This is a genomic window from Geomonas azotofigens, from assembly GCF_018919395.1.
Taxonomy (GTDB): Bacteria; Desulfobacterota; Desulfuromonadia; order Geobacterales; family Geobacteraceae; genus Geomonas; species Geomonas azotofigens.
On the sequence record NZ_JAHLME010000002.1, the window covers coordinates 711727 to 731772 of the forward strand.

Consider the following 20046-nt stretch of genomic DNA (forward strand, 5'->3'; position numbering starts at 1 on the left):
AGTGGTCCGCATCGCCACAGGTTTTAGCCTCGTCTCGTAAGGCGAGGATCCCCATCAGGGGCATTCCTGCGTGACATTTGCCGCCCCGATCGCGATCGGGACAGGCTGGGGATGAGTCATATGGAAACGCGCGTTGCGCGGAATTGTAGGAGTGCAAGGTGGCGGGGGAATCGAAATTGAGAATTTCGAAGCGCCGAATCTCTTCGAGATTCGGCGCTAACGTGTCGGCAGCATTAAGGAATTGCCTGCCGTCTCTTTCTCAACGCTTCGCTTATGAGTAAAGAGACGGCAGGTCCCTCTATTGCGCGTCAACGCAGGTTGTGGTGGCAGGATAGACGAACCGCAGAAGAACCTGCGGTCCGGCAAGCTATCGCTTGCATCAGTGGAGAGCATCAAGAAAGCATTTTGATGCCAAAGTGGAGATCATGAAGAGTGCGGTTGAATCCGGCGTGGCATCATCTACTTAATGTATGCGAAAGCAGATTCTTGAGGGAGGTAGCCCTCCGGTACTCTTTCTGCCAGAGGGCCTTCTTGTAGGAATTATGAGGACCACTGCGATCCCAGCAGCGACTGTCCCTTCACGGGGATCACGGTATTTCTGCCGCTTGGTTTTTCACCAGTCGCTTTACCTTATTATAGTGGCAAGTGAATTTTCCCACCTGTTTGTCAATGTGCAGGTGGCCGAAATGCCAACTTCCAAAGGTCAGTTGCTCGTATATCTTTTGCAACATATCCTCTGTGGGGTCAGGAATACGTCCCGATTTAAGAAAGCCCGGGCGCAGACTGGCCGGACATGTGTGGGTTATCACATGATCGACAACCCAGCCTGCCCTGTCCAGGTTGCGGCAGGCATTGTCATAATCATCTTGCGTAGGCAATTCTTCCGGCCACCAATTCACCCCCTCTTTTCGGGGCGGCAGGTAGTCATACCCACCCTCCCAGCCAAGTGAAGGTATCTTGGCGCCGAACCGGTCTTGGCTGATTGCTCCACCGAAGGCAAGGAATGTCTCACCTTCGATTTGAAAGACCTCTCCGCGTTTGAGATAGAATACGTTCTTACGGATTTGGTAGGCGCGTCCACCGTACAGATCCACCAGAGGAAACTCTCCGCCAAACAGCCTTGCGAAGTTTTCATGATTCCCATCCACGGCCAGCCAGGTAACTCGCTGCCGAAGCCGTGACTCAAGAAAATAATCCTCCTGGCGCCTGTGGTTCTGGTTCAGGTGGTAATCGTGGTACCAGACTCCACCGAAATCGCCACAGCACAGCACGATATCGCCTTTTTTCGCAGGTTTAAAATTGGCAGACGACACATGCCAAGAGGTTTCGCCGCCGTGCAAGTCGCCGGTAACATAGATCATGATTGGCTCGTCATTTAAAAAGTGCTGGTCCACGGCGCATAACAAGCAGCTATCGCGAACGCGCCCTCAAAGAAACAAAATCATCGCCACGTGTTCCCCAAAAGATGCTTTGGCGGAGTGCATCTTTCACCTGGCTCCGGCTGGGGAATTGTTGCCGGGAGCTGAAAATCCGTATCGGAAATAAAAATCTATCAAAAGAACAGCTTAAATTTCTCAAACCTCTACTACATTTAGCCCTTCCAAGAAGGGCCGAAGAATCCCGGCATATTCCCCATGCCCGGACTATACAATCTCGACAGTGTCACAGACCCTCTGAATAACGAAGGCTGTGAATTCTTTTCCAAGCCCGGTTTCAGGCTGATTCATCAGAGCATGCCTGAACGACTGATTGGTAAACCCCAAAGGGATCGCTGCTCCGGATATAGTTGCGTGGAGACCATCTGGGCCGTACGACCCTTTACTTTCGCCGCAGAAACAAGAGCGTTCTTGCCTACGTAATGCCACAACGTCGCCACACCTAATGCAATAGATAAGCTTCATCGCACTACCTCCTTAGAGAACTGCCCCGCCCCTCTCCCCCTAAATACCACCGTTAGCCGTGTCTCTCGGCTCAAAGCCCCTTATTGACGACGGTATGGGGGTTGCCTTCGCCATCATGCGGCCTAACCCAGCAGTCTACCTGGCAAGCTTGCTCATACCCTTCGGTGGTTTGTTCATGTAGACAACCCATTCTGCCAATCGCTTTGAAAAGCGAGACATTATCGATGGCTATAGAGAATCCTCGTCCGTTGACCTCTGCATTCCTTTCGTCGAGGTAGCGGCCTTTAACGCGACCACACCGACAAGAACGCACGTTGAGCGAGAGACTAAATATATCGCTGCACTCGGTACAAAAGACTAGTTTCATGTTGCCATCATCCTTTCATGGCAGCGCAAACTGCGCCTGCGTTAACCACGCAGTAAAACCATAGCTCAACCACAATCCTAATTGCAACACTTTTTTGCTACTAAATATTTTTTTAGGCGCGAGTATACCAAATTTGGTACATACTTTACACTGAGACATCTGTCACATTTTATATAGTAAAAATGAGGATGATTTTTTTTGATACCATTTTTGGTGTTTTTACAATAACAAAAAAATTAAATCATTGCTGGCCTGCACAATAACAGTAGCTACTAAATAAACGATGCGCAGCTGAAAGCTCGAGCAGCACATCAATGGAGAACAGTCATGAAAAACAATACCGACACCCACAAGGTCCGGCCGGGGGAACCAATATTTATAACTCCTGAAGAACTTGCACATCGCTGGCACTGTGCCCGAACCAGCGTGGACAGGATCGCAAGACGCGAAAACCTTTCCAGAGTCTGCCTCGGAACCGGGAAAAACGGCATGGTGCGCTTCCTTCTCAAAGAGATCATGGAGTATGAGGCCTCGAGAACGGTTCGAGTCTGAATCCATGGCAAATGCACCAGCATGTAGCAAGGTGGCAGACGAGACATACTCGACCTGCCTGCCACCATGCCTATTTGCTTGTTGTTGTACTACCTGTTATTGACCACCAGTTTCAAAGTAGCTCTTCGCGTTGCCGGCTCCGCGCCATCATCGCCCTTTGCAGAATCGAGCACAGCCAGGCCCTGCTCTACCGGAAATTCGACGCTTTCCATAAGTGATTCCGGCATGAGGGCCGCGTAATGCTTTCTGCACATTTCCGGGGAATTACCCATTAGCGTCGACACCTTATACAAACTTTCACCCTTCATCGCCAACTGACTGCCAAAGGTGTGGCGATAATCCAAACAGGACCAGGACAGACCATGCTTCGAGTTACTCTCCCGCAGGAGTTCAGAAAAGTTGTCAGGATCCCACTGCCCACCCTTGGGAGCACAAAAGAACCAGATCCCCGGCTTCCTTACCTCGAGGTAGGAGTCCAGATGCTCCCTGAGGGCTTTACTTATGGGCACCGGGCGGTCCTCGCCGGTTTTGGGCATCCACGTTTTGCCATCGATCGTCTTCCCTCGCACCATGATGACTCCGTGGTTGCCCATGCTCCACTCAAAGTCATCAGGAGTCAGCCACAGGGCCTCTTCCCGGCGAAGACCAGCGTAGATGAAAACGGCAACCATCGTCTGAAGTTGGGTATCGTTTGCGAGCACGTCAAGCTGAGTGCGGATATCCTTAAGCTTGAGAAAGGTGATCATGCTTTTGGGTACCTTGTAGCACTTGACGTCAGCTACCGGGTTTTTCCCGCCAGGAAAGCGCACCCCACCTTCCCGCTGAGCCCAGTTGCACAAAGTGACTATGGTCTGACGATAGTGGTTGGCCGTTCTCGGAGAGACGCGCTTGTCCTTGATGAGCTCGGAAAGAAATGTGGACAGGACTTCGGCGCTGAGATGCTCGATGTGGGAGATGGAGATGATAGAGGCAGAGCCGGCACTCGGACGCTTCACGGCCTTTTGCGCGATGGCCTGGTTGCGAACCTGCAACGCTTCGCATACCGGACCGAAGGCACCGCGCAGGTAGGTGTTTATCTTAGGGATGTTCTTGTCCCTGCTGTGCCCGCTTTTGTACTTGATGTACTTCTCGAGGATGTCGCCGATGGGGGTTTTGGTGGTAAGGGGAATCTCCTCTTCGCGGAACTGAGCCGACTCGATCTGGCGCAGTTTCTCCTTCGCGACCTGGAGGGACTCCGTGTGCAGGTTCACCCTCTTCTGTTTGCCGTTGTCGTAATACTGGGCGTAGTAGGCCCTGCCCCGCTTCTTCAGACTTGCCATAAAAAAATCCTCCGCAAGTCCTATTGTGCAGGCCAGAAACCCCTTTCCCGCGGACGGGGTACAAAAAAGGGTACAGGCATGAAAAAAGGGACTTGCAACGATGTGCAAGTCCCTGATTTTCTTTTGGTTGCGGGGACAGGATTTGAACCTGTGACCTTCGGGTTATGAGCCCGACGAGCTACCAGACTGCTCCACCCCGCGTCATGAACAACTCAAACTTTATACTACACGGCTTCCGACAAGTCAATGTAAACATTTGAGGAAAGCTAACAGGGATAAAGGGGATAAAAGGGATAACTGCAAAATCCCTTTGAGTGGTAGATCCCTTGCATCCTTCATCCTTGTTTACTTCTTGCCGCAAAGCCTCTGACGCACTACCTCGAAGAGGAAAATCCCGCCGGCAACGGAGGCATTCAGGGAGTTGACGCCTCCTTGCAGCGGGATGCTGACCACTTCGTCACATCCTTTTCTGACCAGGGGGCGGATCCCCTCCCCTTCCCCACCTATGACCAGGGCAACGCGGCCGGTGAAGTCCTGCTGGTAAAGGGTGCTCCTGGCTGAGCCGTCGGCGCCATAGATCCAGAAACCTGCTTTCTTCAAAGTTTCCAACGCCTGCGAGATGTTGGTGACCTGCGCCACGGCAATCGTCTCGGTGGCTCCGGCGGACGATTTCTCGACTACGGCGGTGACGCCCGCGGCACGGTCCCTGGGGATAACGACGGCGTGGGCGCCGGCACAGGCGGCACTGCGGATCAGGGCGCCCAGGTTGTGCGGGTCCTGTACGCTGTCGAGAACCAGGATGAGACCGCTCGGGTCGCCTTCCAGCCCTTGAAGCACGTCATCGAGATCGGCGTAGGGGAAGGGTTCGACTTTTAAGGCAACACCCTGGTGGTGCTCGGTGCCGCACAGGCGGCTCAGGTCGCCCTTCTCGCGCTGGCGCACCGGGATCTTCTTCTCCGCGGCAAGTTTCAGCAGCTTCTCCAGGCGCTTGTCGGCACTGGTTCCGGCTACGAAGAGTTCGAATATCTTCCGCGAGCCCCTGAGAGCTTCCATTACCGGGTTCAGGCCATAGATGATTTCTTCTTTTGACATATGTGTCCTCAAAAAGGTGGAGCTTCCGGACGTGAGTTTTCTGCTCACGGGAAGCTCCCTCGATGTTGCAATGTATCAGCGCAATGCGTAAGGGGGGCGAATGATTATTCGCCCCTACAGGTGGACGGCTGCCACCCTGCCAACCTCCCCTCTTCGGGAGGAGGAGTGGATCTGGGGCTAGCCGGCGATGATTTCGTCTACGATCTTCTGGGCGGCTTCGACCGGGCTTTCCGCAACGGCGATGGGACGGCCGATGACGAGGTAGTCGGAACCTGCCTTGACGGCTTCGGCCGGGGTCATGATGCGCTTTTGATCGTCGGCGGAGGCAAAGCTCGGACGGACGCCGGGGGTGACAACCAGGAAATCGCTGCCGCAGGCTTCCCTGATCAGGCCGACTTCCTGCGGGGAGGCGACCACGCCGTCAACGCCGGCACTCTTGGCCAGTTTCGCCAGTTTCACTACCATTTCCGGGACCGGGAGGTCGATGCCGATGCCGCGCAGGGTCTCCTCGTTGGAGGAGGTAAGCACCGTGATGGCGAGGACCTTGGGACGCGGGGTGCATCCGCTGAAGTTCTTGTCGAGCATTTCCATGGTCTTGTTCATCATCTCGTAGCCGCCCATGGCGTGCAGGTCGCAGAGCTGAACGCCGAGATTGGCGGCCTCGAGGGCGGCCATGGCAACGGTGTTGGGGATGTCGTGGTACTTCAGGTCGAGGAATACCTCGCCGCCGCACTTCTGGATCATGCGGACCGCGGCGGGGCCGCAGGCGGTGTAGAGCTGCTTGCCGACCTTGAACATGCCGACGTGCTGGGAAAGGAGCTCCGCCCAGTACTGGACGTCGCTGAACTCCTTCACGTCCATGGCAAAGATGATCTTCTTGATTGCTTCTTCTCTGGTCATAATCGAAATCCTTAAAGTCAAAACCGTTAGCCACGGAGAAAATCTGAGAACTTCCGAGATAACCAAAAAGAGAAAAACGTCAAACGGGTTACACCCAATGCTGTTGTTTCGTTCTCTCCGATTTTCTCAGATTTTCTCCGTGGCCAATGGTGTTTTTTGGTTTATGCCTGCAGTGCCTCTTTGACGGCGGCCTTCACCTTGGCTACGGCTTCGGCAATGGGGAGGATTTCAACCTCGCCGCCCCTTCTCTCCTTCAGCTCGACTTTGCCTTCGGCCAGGGTCTTGGCGCCAACCACGATCCGCAGCGGGATGCCGATCAGGTCGGCGTCCTTGAACTTGAAGCCGGGACGCTCGTCACGGTCGTCGAGCAGCACTTCCACACCCGCTTCCATCAGCTCGTTGTAGATCTGCTCGGAGGCGGCCTTCACTTCGTCGTCCTTGGCGGACAAAGCGGAGACGATGCAGTGGAACGGCGCGATCGGGATCGGGAAGATGATGCCGTTCTCGTCGTGGTTCTGCTCGATGCAGGCGGCGACGGTACGGCCAATGCCGATACCGTAGCACCCCATGAAGATGATCTGTTCTTTGCCGTTGGCGTCCAGGAAGCTCGCGTTCAGCGCCTTGGAGTACTTGGTCCCCAGTTTGAAGACGTGACCGACTTCGATGCCGCGCCAGATCTCGAGCTTGCCGCTGTCGCAGCGCGGGCAGGCGTCGCCGATGACCACGTTCCTGATGTCGACGAACCCTTCCACTTGGAAGTCGCGGCCGATGTTGACGTTCTTGAGGTGGGTGTCGGCGGCGTTGGCGCCGGTGACGAAGTTGTGCATCCCCTGCAGCGAGAGGTCGGCGACGACCTTTACCTTGCCGAGAAGACCGACGGGGCCCGCGTAGCCGGTCGGCGCGCCGGTGACCTTGAGGACCACATCGTCTTCGGCCATCTCGATTTCGGCGGCGCCCAGATGATTCTTCAGCTTGATCTCGTTCAGGTCGTAGTCGCCGCGCACGAGCGCCACGACCGGCTCGCCGTCGGCAACCAGCACCAGGGTCTTCACGACCTGGGTCGCGTTGACGCCGAGGAACGCGGAGACCTCTTCGATGCTCTTCTGGCCCGGGGTGGCAACGTGCTCCATCGGACGCGGGTCGGCGTGCTCCACCGCGTCGGTCCTTTTGGTCTCTGCCTTCTCCATGTTGGCCGCGTACTCGCAGCAGGAGCAGGAGACGATGGCATCCTCGCCGGAGTCGGCCAGCACCATGAACTCGTGGGAGTAGTTGCCGCCGATGGAGCCGGTATCGGCCTCTACGGCGCGGAACTTCAGGCCGCAGCGCTCGAAGATGCGGCGGTATGCCTTGTACATCTTCTCGTAGGAGACATCCGCTCCCGCCTCGTTCACGTCGAAGGAGTAGGCGTCCTTCATGATGAACTCGCGGCCGCGCATCAGGCCGAAGCGCGGGCGGATCTCGTCGCGAAATTTGCCCTGGATCTGGTACAGGTTGATCGGCATCTGGCGGTAGCTGCGGATCTCCTTGCGGATCAGGTCGGTGATGACTTCCTCGTGGGTCGGGCCCATGCAGAACTCGGCGTCCTTCCTGTCCTTGAAGCGCAGCAGTTCCTTGCCGTAGAATTCCCAGCGCCCCGATTCCTTCCAGAGTTCGGCCGGCTGCACGGCGGGCATGAGGAGCTCGATGGCCCCGGCCCGGTTCATCTCCTCGCGTACGATCTGCTCGACCTTGCGGATGGAGCGCAGACCCAGCGGCAGATAGTTGTAGATGCCGGCGGCAAGCTTCCTGATCATGCCTGCGCGCAGCATCAGCTTGTGGGAGATGACCTCCGCGTCAGAGGGGGTTTCCTTGACGGTGGGGATGAAATACTGGGAATAACGCATTCGTTCGACCTCTAAGTGAATTTAAAAGCAAAAGAAAACAAGACCTTTGGCCACGGAGAAAATCTGAGAACTTCTGAGAAAACCAAAAACATAAGACGGGTTTCCCCCCCAAAAGTCTTTTGCTTCTCTCAGATTTCCTCAGATTTTCTCCGTGGCCAATGGTTTTAAGGTTTTAACACTTCCTCTATCAACGCGTCGGCGAGCTTGTCCTGGGGGACTTTGCGCAGGATCTCGCCGTGCTTGAACAGCAACCCCTCTCCCCTGCCGCCGGCAATGCCGAAGTCGGCCTCGCGCGCCTCGCCGGGCCCGTTCACGGAACATCCCATGACGGCCACGGTGATGTTCTTGTCCAAGTGCGCCAGGCGACGCTCGACTTCCTCGGCCACCGGGATCAAATCGATCTGGCACCTGCCGCAGGTCGGGCAGGAGACAAAGTTGATGCCGCGCTGCCGAAGCCCCAGCGACTTCAATATGTCGTAGGCCACGCGCACCTCGTGCACCGGATCGCCGGTGAGCGATACGCGCATGGTGTCGCCGATCCCCTGGTGCAGCAGGATGCCGAGGCCGACGGAAGACTTGATGGTGCCGGAGAAGATGGTGCCGGCCTCGGTGACGCCGATGTGCAGCGGGTAGTCGACCGCCTCGGAGAGGAGCCGGTACGCCTCCAGGGTCCGCAGCACGTCGGAGACCTTAATGGAGATCTTGATTTCCTGGTAGTTGAGCTCTTCCAGGATCCTCACGTGCCCCAGGGCGGATTCGACCATCGCCTCGGGTGTGGGGTGCCCGTACTTGACCAGGAGTTCCTTCTCCAGTGACCCGCCGTTCACGCCGATCCGGATCGGGATCTGCCGCTCGGCGGCAGCCTTCACCACCTCGGCCACCTTCCAGCGCTCGCCGATGTTGCCGGGGTTCAGGCGCAGGCCGTCGACGCCGGATTCCAGCGCCTGCAGGGCCAGCTTATAGTCGAAGTGGATGTCGGCGATGAGCGGGATGGCGCTGCCTGCCTTGATGGCGGCCAGGGCCTTGGCGGCGTCCAGGTCGGGTACCGCGCAGCGCACGATCTCGCAGCCGCCCTCGGCCAGGCGGCCGATCTGCTCGAGGGTCGCGGCCACGTTTCTCGTGTCGGTGGAACACATGGACTGTACGGAGCAGGGAGCGCCGCCACCGATCGGCACGTTGCCTATCTTTATCTGCCGGGTGAGCTTTTTCATAGCGGGACATAGTAGCTAAATCTATGGGGAAAAGCAAGGAGGATCACCCCCCACCGTCACTGCGGCAGGCAGCGGCGATTGGCAAATTCCTGCGCCACTAATTAGCGGGAGGACTATACTGTGCCTATTGGAGGTAAAAGAGACAGGAGGTACCCGTCATGAGTAAACTGGATCTGCTCAATCCAACCAACAGCACGGTCATCTTCATCGACTTTCAGCCCCAGATGACTTTCGGCGTTGCCAGTATCGACCGACAAACCCTTTTCAACAACGTGATCCTCTTGGCTAAGGCCGCCAGGATCTTTCGCGTCCCCACCATCCTCACCACCGTCGAAACCAAGAGTTTCTCCGGTAACATGTGGCCCCAGCTCCTGGACATCTTCCCTGATAACGACATCATCGAACGCAGCTCCATGAACTCCTGGGACGATCCGAAGTTCGTCGAGGCGGTGCAGGCCACGGGGCGCACCAAGCTGATCATGGCCGCGCTCTGGACCGAGGTCTGCCTGGCCTTCCCCGCCCTGGAGGCCATGAAGGCCGGCTTCGAGGTGTACGCGGTGGAAGACGCTTCGGGTGGCACCAGCGTCGCGGCGCACAACGCGGCCATGCGCCGCATCGAACAGGCCGGGGCGGTGCCTATGACGTCGCTGCAGGTGATGCTGGAGTACCAGAGAACCTGGGCCCGCAAGGAAACCTACGACGACGTGATCGCCGTGGTGAAGGAGCATTGCGGCGCCTACGGGCAGGGGGTCGAGTACGCCTATACCATGGTGCATGGGGCGCCGGCCAGCAGGCACAACAGCGGCCTGTAGGGGGTTAGCTGTGGCAGCTTCCCCCTCCCTAACCCGCCCCCTCCAGGGGAGGGGACTTCGCAGCATGGTTGCCATACATCGGGCTGTACGTTCGGCAGGCAGGGGCTCAGTCCCCTGCCTGTGTCTTTTTGGGGAGGCACAACAATGAAGGGACCAGACCTGATTATACATAACGGCAGGATCAGCACACTGGACCAGGAAAGGCCGGAGGCTGCCGCCATCGCGATCAAGGACGGCAAGGTAGAGGCTCTCGGCGGTGCAGAGCTGACCACAACAGCGGACGACCACACCCAGGTTATCGACGCGAAGGGTCGCCGGGTGATCCCGGGGCTGAACGACTCGCACATACACGTGATCCGGGGAGGGCTGAACTTCAACATGGAACTGCGCTGGGACGGGGTGCCGTCGCTCGCGCTGGCGCTGGAGATGCTCATGGAGCAGGCGAAGCGCACCCCGCCGCCGCAATGGGTGCGGGTCATCGGCGGCTGGACCGAGTTCCAGTTCGCGGAACGGCGCATGCCCACTCTCGATGAGCTGAACCTGGCGGCGCCCGATACACCTGTCTTCATCCTGCACCTGTACGACCGCGCCCTGGTGAACCGGGCGGCGCTGCATGCGCTCGGCTACGGCAAGGACACGCCCGACCCGCCGGGGGGGATGATCGAGCGGGACCGAAACGGCAATCCCACGGGGCTGTTGATCGCCAAGCCGAACGCCATGCTGCTCTACGCGAGCCTCGCCAAGGGGCCCAAGCTCGACTTCGAGGACCAGGTGAACTCGACACGACACTTCCTGAGGGAGCTGAACCGGCTCGGGCTCACCAGCGCCATCGACGCCGGCGGCGGGTTCCAGAACTACCCGGACGACTACCGCGTCATCCAGGAACTCGCCAAGGCGGGAGAACTCCCACTGCGCATCGCGTACAACCTGTTCACGCAGCACCCTACGGGTGAGCTGGCCGATTTCTCACAGTGGGTCACCATGGTGCAGCCGGGACAGGGGGACGATTTCCTCCGCCTGAACGGCGCGGGAGAGATGCTGGTGTTCTCGGCCGCCGACTTCGAGGATTTCCTGGAGCCGCGCCCGGATCTCCCCGCCGTGATGGAGGAGGATCTTGCCGCGGTGGTACGGCTCTTGGCCGAGAAGCGCTGGCCGTTTCGTTTGCACGCGACCTACAACGAATCGATCACGCGCTTTCTGGACGTGTTCGAGGCGGTGGACCGTGACGTCCCGTTCAACGGACTGCGCTGGTTCTTCGACCATGCCGAGACCATCACCCAGGAGAACCTGGAGCGGGTCAAGGCACTGGGGGGCGGCATCGCCATCCAGAACCGGATGGCCTTCCAGGGCGAATATTTCCTGGACCGCTACGGCGAGCGGGAAACCGCCCATACCCCGCCGGTGCGCAGCATGATGGCAATGGACATCCCGGTAGGCGCCGGTACCGACGCGACGCGGGTGGCGAGCTATAATCCGTGGCTGTCGTTGTACTGGATGGTGAGCGGGCGCACCATCGGCGGGACGCTGCTCTACCCCGAGGCGAACCACCTGAGCCGCATGGAGGCGCTCAGGCTGTACACCGAGGGAAGCAGCTGGTTTTCCGGCGAGGACGGAAAAAAGGGGACCCTGACACCGGGAGCACTCGCCGACCTGGCGGTTCTCTCCAGTGATTACTTCGAGGTCCCCGAGAAGGAAATCAAGGCAATAGAATCGGTGCTGACCGTGGTTGGAGGGAAGGTGGTGTACGGCGGCGAGATGTTCGGCAACCTGGTGCCGCCGCTGCCGGTGAGCCCGGACTGGTCGCCGGTGGGTCATTTCGGGGGATACCACCGCGGCAATGGATCGGCTTCCCTGGTGGCGCGCCAACAGGCGGAAGCGCCGCACCGCCACCCCCGCATCTGGCTGCCGCAACAGCGACGCTTCTGGAACCTGGGCTGCGATTGCTTCACCTACTAGCCCCTCAGCGGTGTGCGTAGACTCCGAGGAGCTCGGCCTCTCCCAGGACCTTGCCGCGCATGGCGAGGTCGAGTTCCTTCCTGGTGCTGTTGGCGGGGAGGTTCAGGCGCGCGGAAAGCGCGTAGAGACGGAAGTAGTAGCGGTGCTGGCCGGAGGGGGGGCATGGGCCACCGTAACCTTTGCGCTCCCAGCTGTTTATCCCCTGCTGCGCCCCGCGCGGTGCCGTTCCCTGGGGGATCTGGCTCGTGGCGGGATCGATGTTCCAGAGCACCCAGTGCGTCCAGGTGCCGCCGGGTGCGTCGGGGTCGTCCATGATGAGGGCGAGCGACTTGGCTTCTCTGGGCACTCCGGAGATAGCGAGCGGCGGGCTGGCCTCGGAGCCGTCGCAGGTGAAGGCGGCGGGGATGCTGCCGGAGTTGGTGAACACGCTGGTGGTGAGTTTCAGCTGTGACAGTTTTGCATCCTTCGCCTGCAGCGATGCCGCACAGAGAAGTGTCGGCACCAGGGACAACAATAGACTCCGCCTGAGATTGTTCATGGTATGCCTCCGTCACGTCAACTCGTCTCTCACGTCTGCCGCTTTCTGAGGACTGATACAGCGGCACCAGGCTTGAGTGTAACTTTAGGCCGGGACTCTGCAAGTGCCCCAGGAAATTCGGCGGTTGACATGGCCAGTTTTTCCCTTTAAGTATGAGGGATGAAAAATACCAGAAAACCAAAGCAAATCTCCGACAGTCCCAAAGCTTACCGCAACGAAACCTCCGCCGCGCCCGCGGCGAAAAAGTCGACGTCCAGACCGGATCGCCCGGCTGCCACCGAGCACTCGACCGCCAACAAGCCTCGTTCCGCAGCGGGCAAACCGCATGAGCAGCGCGAGCATGTACCGGCCAAGTCCGCCAAGAGGGCCGAAGGCAAAGGCGCCGACAGGCCGGCCAAGGGGAGGACCCCCGATCGCCCCCGCGCCCAGGAAGAACGTCAGCCCACGCTGCGCAGCGGCCAGGTGCTGGAAGTCCAGATACAGAGCAGCAACGACGAGGCCTACGGCGTCGTTTACCACGAGGGGACCAGGATCCTGGTGGCCGGGGGACTCGCCGGCGAAAGCCTGGTGGTGAAGATCACCTACGTGGGACGTCGCGAATCGTTCGCCAACATCATAAAGATACTGAAACGCTCGCCCGACCGCGCACCCTCCCCCGCCTGCACCATGGGCCGGGCCTGCGACGGCTGCGGCCTGATGCAGATGCGCTACCCAGCGCAGCTTACCTGGAAGAAGGGGCTGGTCACCAGGCAGATCCGGAAGTTCCCGTCGCTTTCCGATGCGGTGATCCACGACACCATCGCCTCCCCCAACGAGCTCGGCTACCGCAACACCGCCAAGCTGGTGGTGGCCGGGAAGAACAACGACCCGGTGATCGGCATCTACCGCCGCAACAGCCACGACGTGCTGGAGATCGCCGACTGCTCCCTGCACCATCCGCTGATCAACAAGGTGGTCAAGGCCGCCAAGGCTGGGATCAAGAAGGGTAAGGTGCAGATCTACAACCCCAAGAGCGAGATGGGGCTGCTGCGGTACTTGGTGGTGCGCGTGGCCGAGCAGAGCAACAAGGTCATGGTGGTCTTCGTGACCACGGACGAGGGATACAACGAGATGCACCACCTGGCCAAGTTCATCCAACAGGCGGTGCCTGAAGTCGCCGTGGTGGCGCAGAACATCAACACCTCAACCGGCAACGTGATCTTCGGCCACAAGGACCGCTCCATCACCAAGGCGCAGACGCTAAAGGCGTACATCGGAGACAAGAGTTTCAACCTGTCGCCGCACTCCTTCTTCCAGGTGAACAGCGGTGCGGCCCGTATCATCTACGAGAAGGTGCGCGAGTTCGCCCGCCTGACCGGCAAGGAGCGGGTCATCGATCTCTACTGCGGCATCGGCGGCATTTCGCTGTTCCTCGCTGACAAGGCGCGCGAAGTCGTGGGCATCGAATTCGTGGATGCGGCGGTCGCGGACGCCACCGCCAACGCGGCCATGAACCGCGCCGACAACTGCAGCTTCGAGGCCGGCGACGCGGTTCATCTCATCGACGAGATCGGCGCGGAGGGCGGCGCCGACCTGATCGTACTCAACCCGCCCAGGAAGGGATGCGACGAGAAGGTGCTGAAGAGCGTGGCGGGCATCAAGCCGCAGCGGATCATCTACGTCTCTTGTTCGCCGGAGACGTTGGCGCGCGACCTGGATATCCTGGCGGGGCTCGGCTACAAGACGCTGGAGATACAGCCGGTGGACATGTTCCCGCAGACGGTGCACGTCGAAGACGTGGCGCTGCTGGAAAAAGCCTAAAGGCTGAATCAAGCTCGCGCAAAGCCGCAAAGGCGCAAAGGACAAGATAGGCTTTGGGATTTTCTCGAAGCCTTTCTTTTTCAAAGGCTTTAACGCAAAGACGCAGAGCCGCAAAGGCGCAAAGATAAGCAAAGCGGTTCTGTAGGTATTCTTCGCGCCCCTGCGCCTTGGCGCCTTTGCGTTGAGGTCTTTCGAGGGTATCAATGGACCAACTGATCGCGGCGTTGAAAGGGTTTTTCCCGGAGCACCTCCACCCGTCCATCTTCATGGTGGGGGGGATGGTGAGGGACGTCTTGCTCGGGGTCGAGTGCCAGGACGTGGACCTGGCCGCTGCCGTTCCCGTTTCTGAACTCACCACCCTTGGCTTTCGCCTGGTGGAATCCAAAAGCACCCCGAACATCTACTTCAGGTTTAAAGAACCCTTCGGCAAGATCGAGGTAACATGGCTCCCCGCGCTGGACGCGCTCCCCGACGACCTGTCCCGGCGCGACTTCACGGTGAACGCCATGGCCATGTCACTGGACGGCCAGCTCGTCGATCCCCTTCACGGTCAAACCGACCTTAAGCCGCGCGTCCTGCGCTGCTGCAGCCCCACAAGCCTGACCGATGATCCCTTGCGCATCCTGCGCGCCTTCCGCTTCGAGTGCGAAGGATGGCGCCTGGATGGGGAGGCAGAAGCGATCCTGAAAACCCGGGAGTGGTCTGAGGAGCTGCAGCGGATCCCGGTGGAGCGGTTTTCCCAGGAGATGCTGAAGGCGATGGCCAAGGCGGACCCGTCCCGCTTTTTCCGCCGCATGGTGGAGTTCGGCATCGGCAGCAACTTTCTCCCCGAGATCTTCAACATGGCGCAGATCACGGCGGGACCGCCCCAGCACCACCCGGAGGGGGACCTGCTCACCCACTCGCTGCAGGTATTAGAGCGGATGACGCAACTGACGCCCGACACGACCGCCCGCTTCTGCGCCCTCTTCCACGACTTGGGCAAGCTGTACACGCCACCGGAGCTCCACCCCAAGCATCACGGCCACGACGCGCTGGGTTCCCAGCAGGTGCCCGCCTTCTGCAAAAGGCTACGTCTGCCGGTCGCGCTGCAGCGCGCGCTGCAGGCAACCAACAAGCTGCACAACAGCGCCAATCGGTGGGAGGAACTACGGGATTCGACCAAGGTGAGGCTGGCGCTCGATGCCATCAAGGGAGGGATTCAGGATTTCCTGCCGTTGCAGGTGGCGGCGGACTTTCATGCCACCATGCCGGGATGGGATGTGGCGCTGGAGGTGGCGCGGATGAACGCGGCCCAGTTGGGGATCGATCCGGCACTGCTGGACAACAAAGAGGTGCCACCCGAGAAGCTACAGCAGATTATCATGCAGCATAGGGTGGCGGAGTTCAGAAAGCTTGTAGGCGCTTAAACCCGCCCTCACCCTGCCCCTCTCTCAGAGGGCGAGGGGACGTACTTTGCTACTATCCCGCTGGGGTTCGTCCCCTCGTCATCGGCCTCTACCTCTACCTCTACCTCTACCTCTACCTCTACCTCTACCTCTACCTCTACCTCTGCTCCTGCTCTTTATTCTTCGTGATCTTGATGACCCGGTCTAAGCCGAGCTTCGGAACAGAGCTGTCGTAGATCATCTCGAACATGTGCTCGATCCTGAAGAACGCCGCCAGGACTTCGGGGTCGAAATGGGCGGCAGGATTGATGCGGTCGTCACCGTTTCTGAAAACGTCCAGCGTTTCCTGGTGGCTCATGGCTCCCTTGTAGCTGCGCCGGGAGCGCAGCGCATCGTAGACGTCGGCCACCTTGACGATGCGCCCCGAGATCGGGATCCTCTCTCCATTGAGCCGCTTCGGGTAGCCGGTGCCGTCCCAGTTCTCGTGATGGGAGATGGCGATCTCGCGCGCGATCCTGAGCCTTGGGGAATCCCCGATGATCTCGGAACCGTATGCGGGATGCTGGCGCACCAGCTTCATCTCCCTCGGGGTGAGCCGCCCCTCTTTGAGCAGGATCTCGGTCGGAATGCGGATCTTGCCGACGTCGTGCATCTGCGCGGACAGGGACATGTCCTCCACGAACTCGGTGTTGAACCCCATGTTGGCGGCAAGTGCCCCGGCGTAGCGGTTTACCCGAACGATGTGGCGCCCGGTGTCCGGTTCGGCGGCCTCGCAGGCGCGGGCCAGGGCATGGATGGTGTAGTGGAAGGCGTGCTCGGTCTCGCGCATGCCGTTGGAGACGGTGAGCAGGGAACCGATCATGACGGCGGCGCTTCTCAGTACGTCGGCGTCGTACTCGGTCACATGGCCGGCGTAGTTGAAGGCTTCAATCACGCCGCGGACGTCGCCGCTGATCCGGCAGCTCACGAAGTTGACGATGGGCTCCCCCATGGCCGCCACAACCTGGGGGTGGAAGAAGGTCTGGAACTCCTCGATACTGGCGCAGCTATCGGACCAGTTGAGCGCCACCGCCTCGCTCCCCCCTTCGACCATGAGCAGACTGCTCGCGTAGGTGGATCCGGGTTCGATGGTGATCTGGTCGGAGCGCTCCAGGAGTTCGCCGTGCTGCAAGTGGAAGACGCGGCCGTTGCAGCAGACCGCCCCCGGTCCTTCGTTGGCTATAAGTATGCCGCGGGGGCCGCGGCGGCCGTTACCGCCGAGCAGTTTCCCGAGCACTTCGTGGTACAGTTCGTCACTGTTGAACTTGCGGCGAGTCAGATCCTTCAGCGCCTCGTCGGTCAGCCCGATGAGATCCAGAGTCTGTCTGAGGGCCAGGTGGCACAGTTCCTGGGGCATGCTTTCTTCCTTTAGGGCCGAGGTTATCACTGGCCACATCTTTATAGCTGATGGCATCGAAAGTTCAACACCTATAAAACTTAACGCAAAGTCGCCAAGCCGCAAAGAGTACCAAGCACTAAGATTTTCTTTTGCTTTGCACCTTTGCGGCTCTGCGCCTTTGCGTTAAATTTCGAGGTTTTTAACTTCTTAACGCAAAGTCGCCAAGGCGCTAAGACGCTAAGAGCAAAGGTGTTTAAAGCAGACACGGCCGTTTCAAGTTCCTGTAGTACCGCTTTTCCCTTTGCGCCTTTGCGGCTCCGCGCCTTTGCGTTAAGGCATTTGGTGTTTGGTTTTTGAATAAAAAAAGGCCCGGCTGTGAGGCCGGGCCTTTCCTGTGTGACTGGAAGTCAGGACGATTAGGCGCGTGCTGCCATGGCCTTCTCGTAGCCCATCTGGAACGCCTTCTTGTTCAGCTCCATGAAAGCCTCCGGCACGCGGGCCAGGACTGCCTTCTCGGCGCCTTCCTTGGTGACCACACCGGTCAGTGCCACCATGGCGCCCAGCGCCACGATGTTGGCCACGATCTCACGGCCGACTTCGTTCTTGGCGGTGTTGATGATCGGGAAGGCAACGGTGTTGAAGTTCCCTTTAGGGACGTTCTTCACCAGGTCGGAGTCGATCAACAGCACGCCCCCTTCCTTCAGGTCGTGGGAGTACTTGTCGGCTGCTTCCTGGGTCAGGGCGAGCAGCGCGTCGACCACGGTGGCCTTCGGGTAGTCGATCATGGTGTCGGAAACGATGACCTCCGACTTGGATGCACCACCCCTTGCCTCGGGGCCGTAGCTCTGGGACTGAACTGCCTGCTTGCCGTCGTAGATGGAAGCGGCTTCTGCCATGATGACGCCGGCGAGGATGAGACCCTGCCCACCAGCCCCGGAAAATCTGATTTCATATCTCTGAGACATCTGAGGTTCTCCTCCTTTGTTATTTCTTGGCGCGCTCAATGACCTTCGCGTATTCATCGGTGTAGTTCGGACGCTCTTCCTTGTACAGAACGCCGGTGAGGATCTTGCCTTCGAGCTGCTCGGCAGTCATCTTCTCGGCGGCCTTGACCGGAACGGCGATGTCCTTCAGACGGTTCATCATCTCGATGACCGACTTGAACTTGTTGCGGCGACCGTAGGTGGTCGGGCAGTCGTCCAGGATCTCGACGACGGAGAAGCCCTTGTGCTGGATGGCCTCCGCGATCAGCTTGTCGATCTGGGTCGCGTGGTACGCGGTGCCGCGAGCGACGAAGGTGGCGCCTGCGCCGATGGCGAGTTTGGCGACGTCGAATGCCGGGTCCGGGTTGCCGTACACGGTGGTGGACGCCTTGGCACCGGTCGGGGTGCAGGGGGAGAACTGGCCGCCGGTCATCCCGTAGATGTTGTTGTTCATGATGATGTAGGTCATGTCGATGTTACGACGGCAGGCGTGGATGAAGTGGTTGCCGCCGATCGCGGTACCGTCGCCGTCGCCGCCCACCAGGATGACGTTCATCTCCGGCTTGGCCATCTTGACGCCGGTTGCGAAAGCGGCGGCGCGGCCATGCGCGGTGTGCAGGGTGCAGAAGTCCATGTAGCCGGGAAGACGCGATGCGCAGCCGATGCCGGAAACGATGGCGGTGTTGTTCTTCTGAAGACCAAGGGTGTCGATCGCGCGGATCAGGCCTTTCATGACAATGCCGTGACCGCAGCCCGGGCACCAGATGTGCGGCAGCTTGCCGGGACGGATGTACTTATCGTAATCAAAAGACATGTTACTTAACCTCCTTGATCTTTTCGAGGATCTGCCCCGGGTTGATCGGCTCGCCGTCAACGCGGAAGATGCCGTGGACCGCCGCCTTGCCTTCAGCGCAGCGCTTCACTTCGCCGGTGCACATGCCGAGGTTCATCTCCGGAGTGATGAACGCCTTCACCTTGCCGGCGAGAGCGGCGATCTGCTTCTCCGGGAACGGCCAGAAGGTCTTGATCCTGAAGAGGCCGGCCTTGATCCCCTGCTTCCTGGCCTCGTTCACTGCGAAACGGGCGGAGCGGGAGGTGGAGCCGTAGGCGACGATGGCCACTTCGGCGTCGGCAAGTTCGTACTCTTCGAACTGGACGATGTCGTCGACGTTGGCCTCGACCTTGCGCACCTGGCGCTCTTCCTCGGCCTGAACCCAGGCAGCCTTGGTGGTCGGGAAGCCGTCCTGGCCCTTGTTGAGGCCGGTCACGTGGAAGCGGTAGTCGCTACCGAAAGCAGCCAGCGGCGGCACGTCGCCGAAACTGGTGTCGTACGGCTTGTACTCGGCAGGCGCGACGCTCGGAGCGGTCCTGTTGATGACTTCCAGCTCGCCCGGCTCAGGGAACACGATGCGCTCACGCATGTGGGCCACGATCTCGTCCGGCATGACCATGACCGGGGTGCGGTATTTCTCGGCCAGGTTGAAGGCGCGCACGGTTTCTTCGAACAGCTCCTGCACGGAGGCCGGGGTCAGGCAGATGGCCGGGTGGTCACCGTGGGTGCCCCACTTGGCGCACATGACGTCGGACTGGGAAGGGCCGGTCGGCATACCGGTGGAGGGGCCGCCCCTCATTACGTTGACGATGACGCACGGGGTCTCGGCGATGCAAGCGTAGCCGATCAGCTCCTGCTTGAGGGAGAGGCCCGGGCCGGAGGTCGCGGTCAGTACTTTCGCGCCGGTCAAGGAAGCGCCGATGACGGAAGCCATGGCACCGATCTCGTCTTCCATCTGGATGAATTTACCGCCGATCTTCGGAAGCTCGACAGACATAACCTCTGCCACCTCGGTAGAGGGTGTAATCGGATAACCGCCGAAGAACGTGCACCCGGCGTAGAGTGCCCCCTGTGCGGCAGCTTCGTTCCCCTGAAGGAATGCAACTTTTTTAGCCACTTTCATACCTCCTAAGA

The 20046-nt window shown here is 59.5% G+C and carries 16 protein-coding genes and 1 tRNA gene; 5 read left to right on the forward strand and 12 right to left on the reverse strand.

The features are described 5' to 3' along the window. Positions 1-587 precede the first annotated feature (587 nt). A complete protein-coding gene (locus KOL99_RS08130; RefSeq protein ID WP_216509962.1) occupies positions 588-1361 on the reverse strand; it encodes a metallophosphoesterase in 774 nt (257 codons plus the stop codon). A 1234-nt stretch (positions 1362-2595) separates the two neighbouring features. Between KOL99_RS08130 and KOL99_RS08135 the strand changes: the two genes are divergently transcribed. Then, positions 2596-2820 (forward strand): hypothetical protein, encoded by a 225-nt coding sequence (locus tag KOL99_RS08135; protein WP_216509963.1) that lies wholly within the window; start codon positions 2596-2598, stop codon positions 2818-2820. Between the two features lie 89 nt (positions 2821-2909). Here KOL99_RS08135 and KOL99_RS08140 read toward each other — a convergent pair whose 3' ends face one another. From KOL99_RS08140 to ispG, 6 genes are all read right to left on the reverse strand, one after another. After that, on the reverse strand, positions 2910-4139 hold the full coding sequence (locus KOL99_RS08140) for a tyrosine-type recombinase/integrase (protein ID WP_216509964.1): 1230 nt from the start codon (positions 4137-4139) through the stop codon (positions 2910-2912). A gap of 124 nt (positions 4140-4263) precedes the next feature. Beyond that, a tRNA-Met gene (locus tag KOL99_RS08145) sits at positions 4264-4340 on the reverse strand. A gap of 144 nt (positions 4341-4484) precedes the next feature. Next, positions 4485-5231, reverse strand: coding sequence for a 23S rRNA (guanosine(2251)-2'-O)-methyltransferase RlmB (rlmB, locus tag KOL99_RS08150; protein ID WP_216509965.1), 747 nt, complete (start codon positions 5229-5231; stop codon positions 4485-4487). 177 nt (positions 5232-5408) lie between these two features. Continuing rightward, positions 5409-6131 carry an orotidine-5'-phosphate decarboxylase gene (gene pyrF / locus KOL99_RS08155; RefSeq protein WP_216509966.1) on the reverse strand — a complete coding sequence of 241 codons (723 nt, stop codon included), beginning with the start codon at positions 6129-6131 and terminating at the stop codon, positions 5409-5411. Positions 6132-6292: 161 nt separating this feature from the next. After that, positions 6293-8014, reverse strand: coding sequence for a proline--tRNA ligase (locus KOL99_RS08160; protein WP_216509967.1), 1722 nt, complete (start codon positions 8012-8014; stop codon positions 6293-6295). A 164-nt stretch (positions 8015-8178) separates the two neighbouring features. Next, positions 8179-9225 (reverse strand): flavodoxin-dependent (E)-4-hydroxy-3-methylbut-2-enyl-diphosphate synthase, encoded by a 1047-nt coding sequence (gene ispG, locus KOL99_RS08165; RefSeq protein WP_216509968.1) that lies wholly within the window; start codon positions 9223-9225, stop codon positions 8179-8181. Between the two features lie 158 nt (positions 9226-9383). Here ispG and KOL99_RS08170 point away from each other — a divergent pair, with 158 nt between their 5' ends. Next, a complete protein-coding gene (locus KOL99_RS08170) occupies positions 9384-10037 on the forward strand; it encodes a hydrolase (RefSeq protein ID WP_216509969.1) in 654 nt (217 codons plus the stop codon). Between the two features lie 144 nt (positions 10038-10181). After that, the gene (locus KOL99_RS08175; RefSeq protein WP_216509970.1) at positions 10182-11993 is read left to right on the forward strand and encodes an amidohydrolase; all 1812 of its coding nucleotides are present in this window, start codon (positions 10182-10184) and stop codon (positions 11991-11993) included. A 4-nt stretch (positions 11994-11997) separates the two neighbouring features. On the opposite strand, the gene KOL99_RS08180 is transcribed toward KOL99_RS08175, so the two are convergent. After that, positions 11998-12531, reverse strand: a complete 534-nt coding sequence (locus KOL99_RS08180) for a YbhB/YbcL family Raf kinase inhibitor-like protein (RefSeq protein WP_216509971.1) — start codon at positions 12529-12531, stop codon at positions 11998-12000. A gap of 159 nt (positions 12532-12690) precedes the next feature. On the opposite strand from KOL99_RS08180, the gene rlmD reads away from it, so the two are divergent. Next, positions 12691-14331, forward strand: a complete 1641-nt coding sequence (gene rlmD, locus KOL99_RS08185) for a 23S rRNA (uracil(1939)-C(5))-methyltransferase RlmD (protein WP_236025891.1) — start codon at positions 12691-12693, stop codon at positions 14329-14331. A 203-nt stretch (positions 14332-14534) separates the two neighbouring features. Further along, positions 14535-15740, forward strand: a complete 1206-nt coding sequence (locus KOL99_RS08190; RefSeq protein WP_216509972.1) for an HD domain-containing protein — start codon at positions 14535-14537, stop codon at positions 15738-15740. 136 nt (positions 15741-15876) lie between these two features. Here KOL99_RS08190 and KOL99_RS08195 read toward each other — a convergent pair whose 3' ends face one another. The 4 genes from KOL99_RS08195 to KOL99_RS08210 form a co-directional block, all read right to left on the reverse strand. After that, entirely contained in the window at positions 15877-17115 is a 1239-nt protein-coding gene (locus KOL99_RS08195) for an HD-GYP domain-containing protein (protein ID WP_216509973.1), read from the reverse strand. Positions 17116-17513: 398 nt separating this feature from the next. Continuing rightward, positions 17514-18062, reverse strand: coding sequence for a 2-oxoacid:acceptor oxidoreductase family protein (locus tag KOL99_RS08200; RefSeq protein ID WP_216509974.1), 549 nt, complete (start codon positions 18060-18062; stop codon positions 17514-17516). A 19-nt stretch (positions 18063-18081) separates the two neighbouring features. Continuing rightward, on the reverse strand, positions 18082-18894 hold the full coding sequence (locus tag KOL99_RS08205) for a 2-oxoacid:ferredoxin oxidoreductase subunit beta (RefSeq protein WP_129126502.1): 813 nt from the start codon (positions 18892-18894) through the stop codon (positions 18082-18084). 1 nt (position 18895) lies between these two features. Beyond that, on the reverse strand, positions 18896-20029 hold the full coding sequence (locus KOL99_RS08210) for a 2-oxoacid:acceptor oxidoreductase subunit alpha (RefSeq protein WP_216509975.1): 1134 nt from the start codon (positions 20027-20029) through the stop codon (positions 18896-18898). Positions 20030-20046 lie beyond the last annotated feature (17 nt).